The sequence below is a fragment of the Rhizobium sp. SEMIA4064 genome, from assembly GCF_003025035.1.
GTDB lineage: Bacteria > Pseudomonadota > Alphaproteobacteria > Rhizobiales > Rhizobiaceae > Rhizobium > Rhizobium paranaense.
Window position 1 is genome coordinate 648,354 of sequence record NZ_PYJN01000013.1, and the last position, 13,461, is coordinate 661,814.

The window sequence follows — 13,461 nt, forward strand, 5'->3', positions numbered from 1 at the left end:
ATCATGACCGATATCCTCCAGAAGATCGAAGCCTACAAGCGCGAGGAGATCGCCGCCGCCAAGGCCAAGGTCTCGCTTGCCGACCTCAAGGCGATGCAGGCCGGCCAGTCCGCGCCGCGCGGCTTCCATAAGGCACTCGTCGCCAAAAGGGACGCCGGCGCTTTCGGTCTGATCGCCGAGATCAAGAAGGCGAGCCCGTCCAAAGGGCTGATTCGTCCCGATTTCGATCCGCCTGCCTTGGCCAAGGCCTACGAGATGGGCGGGGCAGCCTGTCTCTCCGTGCTGACGGACAGCCCAAGCTTCCAGGGCGCACCGGAATGCCTGACCGCCGCCCGCGCCGCCTGCTCCCTGCCGGCCTTGCGCAAGGATTTCATGTTCGAAACCTATCAGGTGCACGAGGCTCGTGCCTGGGGCGCCGACTGTATTCTCCTGATCATGGCCTCTCTTTCCGACAGCGACGCCGAGCGCCTCCAGGATGAGGCCTTCGGCCTTGGCATGGATGTGCTGGTTGAAGTGCATGACGCCGAGGAGATGGAGCGGGCATTGAAGCTGTCCTCGCCACTCGTCGGCATCAACAATCGCAATCTGCGTACCTTCGAGGTCAGCCTGACGGTCAGCGAAACCCTGTCCACCATGGTTCCCGAAGGCCGGCTGCTGGTCGGCGAAAGCGGTATTTTCACCCATGCCGACTGCAAGCGTCTCGAGACCGTAGGCATCACCACCTTCCTCGTCGGCGAGAGCCTGATGCGCAAGGACGACGTGGCGGCAGCAACACATGCGCTGCTCACAGGTGAAACCGGCGTTCTGGCGGCCGAGTGAAATGAGCGCAGACAAAGCCGTTCTTACCCATATCGGCGCCTCCGGCGAAGCTCATATGGTCGATGTCGGCGACAAGGCCGAAACGACCCGCATCGCGACCGCCGAAGGCCATGTGAAAATGAAGCCCGAGACGCTGTCGCTGATCCGTGAAGGCAATGCCAAGAAAGGTGATGTCATCGGCACGGCGAGGCTCGCCGGCATCATGGCCGCCAAGCAGACCGCCAATCTCATCCCGCTCTGCCATCCGCTGATGCTGACCAAGGTCACGGTCGACATCGCCGAAGATGCTACCCTGCCCGGCCTGCGCGTGACTGCCACCGCAAAGCTCACCGGCCGCACGGGCGTTGAGATGGAGGCGCTGACGGCGGTTTCCGTTGCCTGCCTGACGATCTACGATATGGCCAAGGCCGCTGATCGGACGATGGAAATCGGCGGTATCAGGCTATTGGAAAAGTCCGGCGGCAAATCCGGCGATTTCCGTCATCCGGAGGCCTGATACATGAGCCTTTTACCCGTCGCCGATGCCCAAGAGCGCCTGCTGAATAGCGCAACGCCGCTCCATCGCATCGAAAGCGTATCGCTCGACATGGCCGAAGGCCGGGTTCTGTCCAAGGACCTCATGGCACGCCTCACGCAGCCGCCTTTCGATGCCTCGGCCATGGATGGCTATGCGCTTCGTTTCGAGGATGCTGCTGAACCGGGAGCGGAGTTGACCGTGACTGGTGTTTCTGCCGCGGGCCATGCATTCGAGGGTACGCTTGGCAAGGGCGAAGCGGTGCGCATCTTCACCGGTGCACCGGTTCCGGCCGGAGCCGATACCGTGTTGCTGCAGGAAGACGCTGAACGGCTGGAGGACGATCGCATTCGCACGACCTATCCTCTGCGCAAGGGGCAGCACATCCGCCCGCGCGGCCAGGATTTTGTCGAAGGCGAAGCGGTGCTTCCGGCGGGCACGGTGATGGATTTCTCACGGCTGACGGTTGCCGCCGCCATGAATCACCCCGCACTCGATGTCTACCGCCGCCCGCTGGTGGCGATCCTCGCGACCGGCGATGAGCTGGTGACGCCCGGCAGTGAGCCCGGTCCCTCGCAGATCATTGCATCCAACACATTCGGCATTGCGGCTCTTGCCCGCAGCGCCGGCGCCCATGTGCTCGATCTCGGCATCGTCCCGGACGATCAGGCGGAAATCACCGCGGCGATCGGCCGGGCGCAGGTGGCGAAGGCCGATGTCATCGTCACGCTCGGGGGCGCCTCGGTTGGCGATCATGACCTAGTGCAGGCAACTATGCTCGCCGCCGGCATGCAGCTTGATTTCTGGCGTATCGCCATGCGTCCCGGTAAGCCGCTGATGGTCGGCAGTCTCGGCGAAACCCATATCCTCGGATTGCCCGGCAATCCGGTTTCCAGTCTCGTCTGCGGTTTGTTGTTCCTCGAGCCGCTGATCCGCAAGCTCGCCTCCTTGCCGCCGGTGAAGCGTGAAGCCATGGCGCGGACTGCGGTGAAGCTCGCCGCCAACGATCAGCGCCAGGATTATATTCGCGCAACGCTGACGAAATCAGCAGATGGCGGCTGGCTCGCCGAGCCTTTTTCCAAGCAGGATTCTTCGATGATGAAGGTCTTTTCCCGCTCGGATTGCCTCATCATCCGCCCGGCGCGCACGCCCGAGCTTGCTCCCGGGTCGCCCTGCCCGGTTCTGTTGCTGCGCCCGGATCTGATAAGCTAAGCCGGATATGAAAATGCCGGGCAGTTTGGGCCGCCCGGCATGAATTTTATCAAATCGAAAGAGCGAATTACTTCGCCGGCTTCTCGTGGTGGCCGCCGAAGCCTGCGCGCATGGCCGACAGCACCTTGTTGGCATAGTCGTCATTGCCGCGCGAGGCGAAACGGCCATAAAGCGCGGCGCTGAGAACCGGCGTCGGAACACCTTCATCGATTGCAGCCGAAATCGTCCAGCGACCTTCGCCCGAATCCGATACGCGGCCGGCATATTGCGACAGCGCGGCGTCGCCATGCAGCGCGTCGGCCGTGAGGTCAAGCAGCCAGGAGGTGATGACGCTGCCGCGGCGCCAGACTTCGCTGATCTCGGCGATGTCGAGGTTGTATTGATAATATTGCGGATGCGACAGCGGCGCGGTTTCGGCGTCGGCTTCGGTGGTCTGCAGGCCGACATTGGCATGGCGCAGCACGTTGAAGCCTTCGGCGTAAGCGGCCATCAGGCCGTATTCGATGCCGTTATGAACCATCTTGACAAAGTGGCCGGCGCCGGACGGGCCGCAATGCAGGTAGCCCTGCTCGGCAGTGCTGACGCTCGAGGCAGCTTCGGAGCGCATCTTCGACGGGGCGACGTCGCCGATGCCCGGTGCGAGCGTTGCGAAGATCGGCGACAGGTGCTGAACAGTCGCCTTTTCGCCGCCGATCATCAGGCAATAGCCGCGCTGCAGGCCGAAAACGCCGCCGCTGGTGCCGACGTCGACATAGTGAATGCCCTTCGGCTTCAGCTCTTCGGAACGGCGGATGTCGTCATGATAATAGGAGTTGCCGCCGTCGATGACGATATCGCCGTCTTCGAGCAGCGGAACGATCTTGGCCAGCTCCTTGTCGACGATCGCAGCCGGCAGCATCAGCCAGACGGCGCGCGGGCGGGAGAGCTTTGATACGAAATCTTCGAGCGACGTGCTGCCGGTGGCGCCGAGCTGCTCAAGCGCCGAAATGCTTTCCGGACGCGCATCGAAAACGACGGCGCTGTGGCCGCCATTCATCAGACGCTGCACCATGTTGCTGCCCATACGGCCAAGGCCAATCATTCCGATTTGCATGTGTAGTCTCCTAGGAGGGGTTTAATCGGTTTGAAAACTCCATAAAGACATTTCGCCATATTTGCCAATGAACAAATGACGAGCAAGCCATGCGGGCGCGCTGGATCGGGCTGAAAGCGCCGCGCTCACGCATCTGTGATATGCCATCGCTGCCCCTGCCTTCTTGTTAGCGCGATCGTGCCTCTCTGGCTTGAACAGAAACGGCTATTTCGACGAAATTATCAAAATTCGACACCCCATTTTCGTCAGACGCACAGGCGCAATTCGATGCGAAATGGGGTAAGTTCCCGATCGATCCGGTTTTCCTCACGCAGCTCGTCTACCAAGGCGTTTAACGTCCGTCGTCAAAGGAGACACCATGGCCACTCCCCTGAAACTGCCGCTCGTTCCGGCTGCATTCTTTGGCATAGTGCTTGGCCTCTCCGGTCTCGGCAATGCCTGGCGGGCCGCAACGCGTGTCTGGCAATTGCCGGCGGCAATTGGTGAGACGATCGTCTTCGTCTCGGTCGCTGTCTGGGCAATACTGATCGTGCTTTACGTGCTGAAATGGGCGGTGGCGCGTGAAGAGGCATTGAAGGAAGTGGTCCATCCTGTGCAATGCTGTTTCATTGGCCTCGTAGGGGTCGCCACCATGCTGGTGGCGGGTAGCTTGTTGCCCTATTCCCGCGTCGGTGCTGAAACCCTGTTCATCCTCGGCGCCATCTATACGCTTGCCTTTTCGGTCTGGCGAACCGGCGGTCTCTGGCAGGGCGAGCGTGACGTCGCCGCCACGACCGCCGTGCTTTATCTGCCAAGCGTGGCCGGAAGTTTCGTGACTGCCATCGTCGCATCAGCCCTCGGCTTTCCCGAATGGGGTCAGCTCTTCTTCGGCGCCGGATTTTTCGCATGGTTGGCGATCGAATCCGCGCTGCTGCATCGGCTTTTGACGGCGCCGGCATTGTCGCCGCCGCTGCGCCCGACACTCGGCATTCAGCTTGCGCCTCCGGCTGTCGGCGCGGTCGCCTATATCAGCGTCACGCAAGGGCCGCCCGACCTGCTGGTGCACGCCATGATCGGCTATGGCGTCCTGCAGGCTCTGATCATGCTGCGCCTCTTGCCGTGGATCAGCAAGGAGGCTTTCAGCCCTGCCTATTGGGCCTTCACCTTCGGCGCGACAGCACTTGCGACCGCACCCTTGCGCCTGATCGAGCGCGGTGATGCTGGTCCCGTCGCACAGCTTGCGCCGATCCTCTTTATCGCTGCCAACATCGCCGTGGGACTGATCGCGCTCGCGACGATCTGGCTGATCACCAATCGCAAACTGACCATCGGCTGGGCTGAGCTGTCGCGTCAAAATACCGGCGCCATTGGGCAGCGTTGACCCGATTGGAGCGTACCGGAGAGTCAGGAGTGGATATGCTGGATCATGTTACAATCGGAGTTCGCGATGTGGAACGGTCGAAGGCCTTCTACGACGCGGCCTTGCTTCCTCTTGGTATCGAACGTTTATATGGCGACGGCGTAATTTTTGCGGGATATGGGATCAGGCCGAGGGCCTTTTTCTGGATAGGACATCGGGACGCATCCCAAACTGGCGTGCACGTTGCCTTCACGGCTCAAAGCAGAGCCATCGTCGATCAGTTCTATGAAGCGGCATTGGCGGCAGGCGGGTTGGACAATGGAAGGCCAAGCATCCGATCTCACTATCATCCCGACTACTACGGCGCTTTTGTCTTTGATCCCGATGGACACAACATAGAGGCCGTTTGTCGCTTGCCGGTGACTTGAGCCTATCCGTGGAGTACCTGCCCGGATCGACTTTCCTGGCGCAGGCGCTCGCCGATCACTCCACCGGCGGACCGACGTAACGCGCGCGTGGCCGGATGAGGTGACCGCTTACGGATTGCTCCATGGCGTGTGCCAACCACCCGACGGTGCGGGAGAGCGCGAAGATGATCAGCGGTGCGTCCTGGGGCAGATGATAGGCCGATGCCATCGCCGTCAGCGCAAAATCAACGTTGACGCGTTCTCCAACCAGCTCTTCGGCCACGTTGCGAACCTCTGCGAACAAAGGCGGCAGCGTAAAGCAGGCAAGCAGTGCCTGAGCGCGTGCATCGCCATCGGGGTAGAGCCGGTGACCGATCGCCGTTAGCGGCCGCCCTTCTGCGAGATAGCTTCGGACCGCCTCTTCTGCGCCGATCGCAGCGGCCCGGTCCATCAGTGAACGCACACTTTGCCAGGCGCCGCCATGCAGCGGCCCTGTCAGTGTCGCCAGGCCCGAAAGTACCGCGGCCGACAGTGTCGCACCCGCGGACGCGGTGATCCGCGCCGTGAAAGTCGAAGCGTTGAGTTCGTGGTCGGCGAGAAGCACGAGAGAACAGCGGATGAGTTCGCCGGCATCTGACCGGTTCCACACTTCAGCAAGGCGCTGGTGCAGCGGCAAATGAGATGGGCCGGGTGCCAGAGCATCGGCGACCGTACCGAATACGCTTTCCGCTTCGGTTTGCAGCGCTGGCAACGATCGTCCAAGCGATGGCAGGTCCGTTGGGGCGCGTTCGGCCAAAGCAGCAAAGGCGGTCGTGAGCGTCGGTAGCCGGTTATGGGCGCCCTTCCCTCCCAAACGCAAAGGCCGCTTCATGTCCCATAGGAGCAGCGCGACTTCTTCCAGCGTCGCATGCTCAGCGAGCTTCGCCGCATCCTGCCCACGGTAAAACAGCCGGCCATGCGAGATCGTCGACAATGCTGAAGGCAATACGGGATCACCCCACTGAATGGCGTCGGCTGCCACGAGCTCGGTTTTTCGTCGCCCCGCGTGGCGTGCCGCCAGCCGCTTGACGTCATCGGCGAAATAAAGGCTTCGCCGCGTATCGGCCGGATCGGGTTTCGCACGGATGCGGCCGCGGCTGACATTGGCGTAAAGCGTCTGCGATTTGGTGCCCAGCAGGGTCAGAGCCTGCTCTGTCGTCAGCCAGCTCATGGTTCCTCATATTGATCAATTGCATCAAGATTGACGTCAATGAAAATAGGACTGATCTAAGCGGATAGTCAAAGGAGAATAGTGATGAAAAGTGGTCTCGAAGATATCATTGCTGCCGAAACCAAGCTGTCCGACGTCGATGGCGCCGCCGGCCGGCTGATCATCCGCGGTGTGTCGCTGGACGATCTGGTCGCGACCAGCCGCTTTGAGGATGTCGCTGCGCTGCTGCTGGACGGCTTGTTCGAGCAACATGCCGATGCCGTAAGCATCCGAACGCAACTAGGCGCCGCGCGTGCAGAACTGTTCGCACATGTCAAAGCGGCAGACACGGTATTGCTTTCTCTGCCGCCGGTGGAAGCCATGCGCGCGCTACTGGCTCGTATCGGAGACGGCGATGATTTTGCCACCGCCATCCGTTTGATGGCTGCGCCGGCGGTATTCCTGCCTGCCGTGCTGCGTCTTCAGAATGGTGAAAAGCCGATCAAGCCAGATGCCTCCCTATCTCAATCCGCTGATATTCTGCGCATGCTCACTGGCAAACGTCCCACACCGCAGCAGACTGCCGGCCTCGACGCCTATCTGGTGACGATCTCGGATCATGGGTTGAATGCTTCCACCTTCGCCTCTCGCGTCATCGCCTCGACCCATGCCGGCCTGACCTCGTCGGTGTTGGCTGCGATCAGCGCTCTCAAGGGACCGCTGCATGGCGGCGCGCCCGGCCCGGTACTCGATATGCTGGATGCGGTCGGCGAGCCGGAGAATGCGCGTGCGTGGCTGTCGCAGGCGCTTGACCATGGAGAGCGGCTGATGGGCTTCGGCCACCGCATCTACCGCGTCCGTGATCCCCGTGCCGATGCTCTGAAGACGGCGCTGCGGCCAATCTTTGCGAGCGGTCAGGCCGATGCCGGCCGCATCGCGCTCGCCGAGGCGATCGAAGCCGCGGCTCTGGCGCTGTTGAAGGAGCGCAAGCCCGACCGCCCGCTGGAAACCAATGTCGAATATTATACCGCCCTGCTGCTCGATGCCCTCGGCTTCCCGCGCAATGCCTTCACCGGCGTCTTTGCGATCGGCCGCACAGTAGGCTGGATTGCCCATGCGCGTGAACAGATGCTCGATGGTCGCCTGATCCGCCCGCAGTCACGTTACGTCGGGCCTTTGCCAAAAGCGGCCTGATACAGAAGCGGCCAACCGGCCGAATCGCTCCTCAAGCGGCTGCCACCTGTCGCGGCCGCATCAGTCCCTCGCGGATATGGCGGGCAAGTTCCGTTGCGGGCGGCGTCGCTTCGCTTTTGGACAAATAAAGGCTGACGGAAAAGATAGGCAGATCCGGCAGGCCGTCGCCCGCGCCGAGAATATCGAGATCGGCAGGGACAGTAGAGGCAAGCCAGGCGGTGATCGCAAGGTCGGTGCGCACTGTCGCCGTCGTCGCCTCGATATTGCCGTTCTCAAACACGGTGCGCCAGCGCCGCCCGTCGTCCCGCAGCGCCGCGAAAACCGATGGCCGGAAAGCGCAGGTATCGGCCACCATCGAAATCGGCAGCGGATCCTTTCGGTAAGCGGCACCCGCTTTCGCGCCGACCCAGACCAGCCGGTCGATGCTGAGGCATTCGCCTTTGGAGGTGCCGAGCGGCTCCTCGATGACACCGAGATCGATTGCACCGTTATTGAGTGCCTGCATCAGCTCCGGCGATGAGCCGCAGACCAGCGAAATCTCGACTTGCGGATGACGTTCGGCATAGGATCTGAGCACGGGCGCCAAAACCGTCCCGACGAGATCATGGGGGACGCCGAGCCGCACGCTGCCTTCGACGGTGGTTTCCGTCATATCGGCCCAGATATCGTCGTTGAGGATCAGCAGCCGGCGGGCGTTGCCAAGCAGTCGTTCGCCCGCATCCGTCAGCCGCAATCTGCGATTTTCCCGTTCGAAGAGGGCACAGCCTAGCATGTCCTCCAGCCGCTTGATCTGCTGACTTACGGCGCTCTGCGTCATGTGCAGCATATTGGCGGCAACCGTCATGCTGCCGTGATCGGCAACTGCGGCAAAAGTTCTGATGAGGGCGATATCGAAGTTTCTAGCCATATCCGCATTATAAACGCTAATACATCGGCCATTCAATATTCGTTTTTCTGATGGCAGCTATTCGCCTATCTCTTCACTGCAAAATGAAGATCGGCCCTTCATGGCTATCGAAGCCTGTCGCAGTGGTCCGCGCTCAGTCTTTTCCTGCCTGCCTGCTTGTGATTTTCATCATTCACTTGTGGCGCGGATAAAACGAAAAATGACGCATATGCCGCCAAATATGTGGGTTTTTGCGTAGTTTGAGTTAGCGAAAATGGTGGAATTATAGCCCTTACCACAAAGGGACTAGCCACAAAGACCGCTCGCTTCTTGGCCTGATTCGGTGCTATCTGCGCCCCCTAAATGTTTTCCAACTGCCATGGTGCAATATGGAACGCTACGCACGACATTGTGACAATATCGGCGTAAACTGCAGCCTTAGACCACAGGATGAATTCGGGGGGCACTTGGAGCGCCGACTGACTGCCATTCTGGCTGTCGACATCGTGGGCTACAGCCGCTTGATGGGAATGGACGAGGCCGGCACGCTGGCAGCGGTCAGGAAGCATCGCGCCGAAGTTCTGGACCCAAGGATCGCCGAACATAAGGGGCGCATCGTCAAGCACACCGGCGACGGCATGCTGGTCGAATTTTCGAGCGTCGTGAATGCGGTGGCCTGCGCTGCCGAAATCCAGCGCGATATGCTGACGCGGAACGAAAGCGCGCAGCAGGACCGCCGCATCGAGCTGCGTATCGGCATCAATCTCGGTGACGTCATCGTCGAGGATGGCGACATTTTTGGTGAAGGCGTCAATCTGGCGGCTCGTCTCGAAGCCATTGCCGAGCCGGGCGGCATCGCCGTCTCCGGCTCGGTGCGCGATCATGTCGGTTCGCGTCTCGGCGTTTCCTTCGAGGATCGCGGCGAGCATTCCCTGAAGAACATTGCCCACAGCGTCCGCGTCTATACCGTTTCTCTCAGTGCACCGACGACCTCAACGGTCGTCGCCTTGCCGGCCCGGGATGGCCGCAAGCGGCTGGTGGCGGTCCTGCCCTTCGTCAACATGAGCGACGACCAGGAACAGGAATATTTTTCCGACGGAATTACCGAGGATCTGATCACCGATCTCTCGCAGATTTCGGGCCTCAACGTCGTCGCCCGCAACACCGTCTTCACCTACAAGGGCAAGTCGGTGAAGGTGAAGCAGATCGCGCAGGAACTCGGCGCGGACTTTGTTTTGCAGGGCAGCGTCCGTAAGGCGGCTCAGCGCGTCCGCATCACCGGTCAGCTTATCGACGCCCGCAACGGCGCGCATCTCTGGGCCGGTCGTTTCGATCGCGATCTGACCGATATTTTCACGATCCAGGACGAGATTACCCATGCGATCGTCGATCAACTGAAGATCAAGCTGCAGCCGGAGGAGAAGAAGGCGATCGAGAGCGAGCCGACCGCCAATATCGAAGCCTATACCTACTATCTCCGGGGCCGGCAGTTTTCGCATGCCTGGACCCGGTCTTACCTGCTTCTGGCGCGGCGCATGTTCCTGAAGGCCGTCGAGCTGGACCCGGATTACGCCCGCGCCTATGCCGGCATCGCGGATTGCGACTCGGCGTTGCGGGACTGGAGCCCGCGCGAATATCCGCTGGAAAGCATCATGGCGATGAGCGCCAAGGCACTGGAACTCGATCCGGATTTGGCTGAGGCCTACGCTTCGCATGGCCTGGCCTTGCATCAGAGCGGCCTGAACGAGGAGGCGACGGCGGCCTTCGCACGGGCGATGGCGCTGCAGCCGAACCTGTACGAGGCGAATTTCCATTATGGCCGCTTCCTGTTCATGCATGGCCGGTTCGAGGAAGCCGTGCGCTATTTCGAGCGCGCGGCGACCATCCGTACCGACGACTACCTGTCCCCCGTGCATCTCATCAGCGCCTTTCGCTCGCTCGGAAAGACGAAAGAGCTGGAATACTGGGCAAGGATAGGCATCGAGCGTGCGGAACGGGCGCTGGACCTCAACCCGGAAAACTCAGGCCCCGCCCACCGCGGCGCCATCGCCCTTGCCCACCTTGGCGAGGCCGGGCGCGCCAGGGAATGGGCGGTGCGTGCCCTCACGATTGATCCGGACGACATCTGCGCTCAATACAATGTTGCCTGCGCCTATGCCGTGCTCGGTGATCGCGATGCGGCGCTGGACCTGCTAGAGAGATTGCTGCCCATGAGTTCTGCCTATCAGGTGCTCTGGTTCAGCAATGATTCCGATCTGGATTCGCTGCGTGACTCGCCGCGATTCCAGAAAATGTTCGAGAGGTTCAACGTTGGGCATGCCTCGGCAGAGGAAAGAGTATCCAGCGAAGACGAAGCTCTGTGTTAGAGCGCCGCACTTTTCGGGATCATGTTCGGCTGCGCCATAGCCAGACGGTCAGGGAGCCGGCACGGCCGCGCAGGCTTGCGTCGATCGGACCATCGAGCTTGCCTTCCGTATAGGGCGCGCTATCGCGTCCGGCCGACTGCAGCAGATCGTTGCTGAATGCGATCTCGACATGGTTGCGGGCAGCTACCTCCATCAGGCGGCTGGCGACATTGACGGTGTCGCCGGTCGCCGTGATCTGCTGGCGGCCGTGAGCGCCGAGCCTGGAAGCAACGATCGTGCCGAAATGTGCGCCGATCTTGAAGCCGATGCGAGATGTCATGGCCTCCGGCAGCGTTCCAAACCAGCCTCTCATTCTGTCAGCCAGGCGAATGCAGCAGCTTGCCGCATTGGCAGGATCGTCCCCCTTCGGCTGCGGCAAGCCGAACAAGATCATGGCGCCATCGCCCATGAAGCTGGTGATGGCACCGCCGCAGGCCGTCACTTCCTCGTCAACGAGATCGTAGAAACCGTTCAGCAGTTCGCGCACCGCCGTTGGGCCGATCGCCTCGCTGAGACCCGTGAAGCCGTTGAGATCGATGAAGACCACGGCCGCCTCCTGGCGCACCGGCTCCGCCAGGAAGCCGGGATCGCGGGCAAGATGTTCGGCAAGGCCAGGCGCTTGAATACGCTGCAGAAGCTCGCTCTGCTGCGCGAAATGCCGGGCCTGTTTGCGGCCGAGCCAGAGCTGCGCAGCGCCGAACAGCAGCGCCGGCGGCATCGCGGCTGCGATCGGCACGGCGGCACTCAGCCAGATGCCGTGTTTGAAGGCGCTGATGTTGACCGCCAGCCAGGCAAGGACGACGCAGAGCGCCATGATCAGGCCGATGGTGTTGCGCCGCCAGGCCAGCAGTCCGACAAGAACGACGGGCAGGCCTATGGCGAAGCCGAGATCAATGAGGCGCGCATTGTGGTCACGGACCAATCCGTCCCCGGCGATCAGATGCGTGATCGATGTGGAAATGACCTCGACGCCCGGCAGGACCGGATCGAAGGGCGTCGGGAAGACGTCGCCGCCGCCGGTGACGGTCGCGCCGATGACGACGATGTGGTCCCTAATCGCATCCTCCGGCAATTGCCCGGTCAGGGCCGCGCTGGCGCCGATGGTGCGGATCGTACCACGAGGACCGTAGAAGGAGAGCGGCATCAGATAGCCGGTGTCGGTATGCACCTGACGGTCGCCGAGCTTGATGCGATCGGAAATGACGGTCGCAGGCTCCCCGGTCGCGGCGGAAACGACGCGCAACGAGAAGGACGGTTCGATCCGCTCGCCGCTGCGAAACAGCATGGGCACGAAACGCGGCGTCCCGGTCTTGTCGGTCTGGACGTTGACGACGCCATAGGTCGCCGCCTGCGCAAACCGCGGCTGCGGCTCCAGGAATTGCAGGGCGCTGGGCACGCGCGCAAGCGGCTCCTTGCTTTCGTCGGCAACGCGCTGGCGACTTTCGGGAAAGATACCAGCGACGGCGAGCACGGCGTTGGTCTGTCTCAGTGATTGCGCCAGCGCTGCATCGTCAGCCTCCGCGCCGGGATCGACCAAAAGCATGTCGAGCCCGATCGCTTTCGGCTTCAGCACGGCGATGGCATCGATGACTTTCGCAAGCGTGGCACGGGGCAGCGGGTAGTGGCCGGCTTGCCGCGACGCCTCATCATCGATGGCGACGATCGTAACGACATCGGGCGGCTGCCGGCTGCCACCGAGCACATTCCTGAGATTGGTCAGCGTCGCCTCGGCACCATCGATAAAAGGAATGTCGCCCCGCAGATGGGCGATGCCGAGACCCGCACCCCAGACGGCGGTCAAGACGAGCGCAATCAACGTCTGCAGCGGTGGTCTGCGCATGGGAATCAGGATCTCACTGGCCGAGGCGGCCCATCAGCGCGTTTATGCGTGGTTGCCCCCAACTCGTAACATGCAAGGGGCCGCGGCTGTGATCGACATCGACCCCCTGCCCGCGCCCTAGCGTAACGCCTTGTCCGGTTGAAACCTTATTCACGGCGACGCGGCCGCGCAGCACCAGCACGGATGTCTTGCCACGCGCCGCGTCGACTGCCCATCGTGTGCCGCGCACCGCAGCGATCGCCTGCGGCGTCACCACTTCGAACCCGCCCTTGATGCGGCTGCTGTCGACATCGACCAGCGCCGCCTTGCTGTTGAGCACGATAGCATCCACCTGGCCGTCGCGATTGCGGTCGGCAAACCGGTAGCTCGCCCCGCGCTCGATGGTGATGCTGAGGCCCGGCTCGCAATTCAGCGTCTGGCGTTCAGCACTGACCGCCGGTCGCAGCGAACAACTGGCGGTTTGTGCGGTGGCCGAACCGGTCCCGATCACGCACAGAACGACGACTCCGGCTGCGCCGAGAAAACGGTTTGTCTGGGTCATGATTGTGCCCCCCATGAAATAT

12 protein-coding genes are annotated in these 13,461 nt (G+C 61.8%); 7 read left to right on the forward strand and 5 right to left on the reverse strand.

Annotation, left to right across the window (positions count from 1 at the left end):
• The first annotated feature begins 3 nt into the window (after positions 1–3).
• The 3 genes from trpC to C9E91_RS09675 are packed head-to-tail and all read left to right on the forward strand — an operon-like array spanning position 4 to position 2,545.
• Positions 4–819, forward strand: coding sequence for an indole-3-glycerol phosphate synthase TrpC (trpC, locus tag C9E91_RS09665; protein WP_107108044.1), 816 nt, complete (start codon positions 4–6; stop codon positions 817–819).
• A gap of 1 nt (position 820) precedes the next feature.
• Complete coding sequence (gene moaC, locus C9E91_RS09670; RefSeq protein WP_107108045.1) at positions 821–1,315, forward strand: cyclic pyranopterin monophosphate synthase MoaC; 495 nt, start codon at positions 821–823, stop codon at positions 1,313–1,315.
• A 3-nt stretch (positions 1,316–1,318) separates the two neighbouring features.
• On the forward strand, positions 1,319–2,545 hold the full coding sequence (locus tag C9E91_RS09675; protein ID WP_107108046.1) for a molybdopterin molybdotransferase MoeA: 1,227 nt from the start codon (positions 1,319–1,321) through the stop codon (positions 2,543–2,545).
• 67 nt (positions 2,546–2,612) lie between these two features.
• Here the strand turns inward: C9E91_RS09675 and gnd are convergent, their stop codons facing one another.
• On the reverse strand, positions 2,613–3,638 hold the full coding sequence (gene gnd, locus C9E91_RS09680) for a phosphogluconate dehydrogenase (NAD(+)-dependent, decarboxylating) (RefSeq protein WP_107108047.1): 1,026 nt from the start codon (positions 3,636–3,638) through the stop codon (positions 2,613–2,615).
• Between the two features lie 358 nt (positions 3,639–3,996).
• Between gnd and tehA the strand changes: the two genes are divergently transcribed.
• The gene (gene tehA, locus C9E91_RS09685; protein WP_107108048.1) at positions 3,997–4,998 is read left to right on the forward strand and encodes a dicarboxylate transporter/tellurite-resistance protein TehA; all 1,002 of its coding nucleotides are present in this window, start codon (positions 3,997–3,999) and stop codon (positions 4,996–4,998) included.
• A gap of 35 nt (positions 4,999–5,033) precedes the next feature.
• Complete coding sequence (locus tag C9E91_RS09690) at positions 5,034–5,405, forward strand: VOC family protein (protein WP_107108049.1); 372 nt, start codon at positions 5,034–5,036, stop codon at positions 5,403–5,405.
• Between the two features lie 55 nt (positions 5,406–5,460).
• On the opposite strand, the gene C9E91_RS09695 is transcribed toward C9E91_RS09690, so the two are convergent.
• Positions 5,461–6,594: a citrate synthase gene (locus C9E91_RS09695; RefSeq protein WP_107108050.1), complete on the reverse strand. Its 1,134-nt coding sequence runs from the start codon at positions 6,592–6,594 to the stop codon at positions 5,461–5,463.
• An 84-nt stretch (positions 6,595–6,678) separates the two neighbouring features.
• Between C9E91_RS09695 and C9E91_RS09700 the strand changes: the two genes are divergently transcribed.
• Positions 6,679–7,767: a citrate synthase/methylcitrate synthase gene (locus tag C9E91_RS09700; RefSeq protein WP_107108051.1), complete on the forward strand. Its 1,089-nt coding sequence runs from the start codon at positions 6,679–6,681 to the stop codon at positions 7,765–7,767.
• Between the two features lie 31 nt (positions 7,768–7,798).
• Here C9E91_RS09700 and C9E91_RS09705 read toward each other — a convergent pair whose 3' ends face one another.
• On the reverse strand, positions 7,799–8,674 hold the full coding sequence (locus C9E91_RS09705; RefSeq protein WP_181316045.1) for a LysR family transcriptional regulator: 876 nt from the start codon (positions 8,672–8,674) through the stop codon (positions 7,799–7,801).
• A gap of 446 nt (positions 8,675–9,120) precedes the next feature.
• Between C9E91_RS09705 and C9E91_RS09710 the strand changes: the two genes are divergently transcribed.
• Positions 9,121–11,019, forward strand: a complete 1,899-nt coding sequence (locus C9E91_RS09710) for a TPR end-of-group domain-containing protein (RefSeq protein ID WP_181316046.1) — start codon at positions 9,121–9,123, stop codon at positions 11,017–11,019.
• A gap of 19 nt (positions 11,020–11,038) precedes the next feature.
• Here the strand turns inward: C9E91_RS09710 and C9E91_RS09715 are convergent, their stop codons facing one another.
• Positions 11,039–12,898, reverse strand: a complete 1,860-nt coding sequence (locus tag C9E91_RS09715) for a CHASE2 domain-containing protein (protein ID WP_107108054.1) — start codon at positions 12,896–12,898, stop codon at positions 11,039–11,041.
• A gap of 13 nt (positions 12,899–12,911) precedes the next feature.
• Positions 12,912–13,439 (reverse strand): FecR domain-containing protein, encoded by a 528-nt coding sequence (locus C9E91_RS09720; RefSeq protein ID WP_107108152.1) that lies wholly within the window; start codon positions 13,437–13,439, stop codon positions 12,912–12,914.
• Positions 13,440–13,461 lie beyond the last annotated feature (22 nt).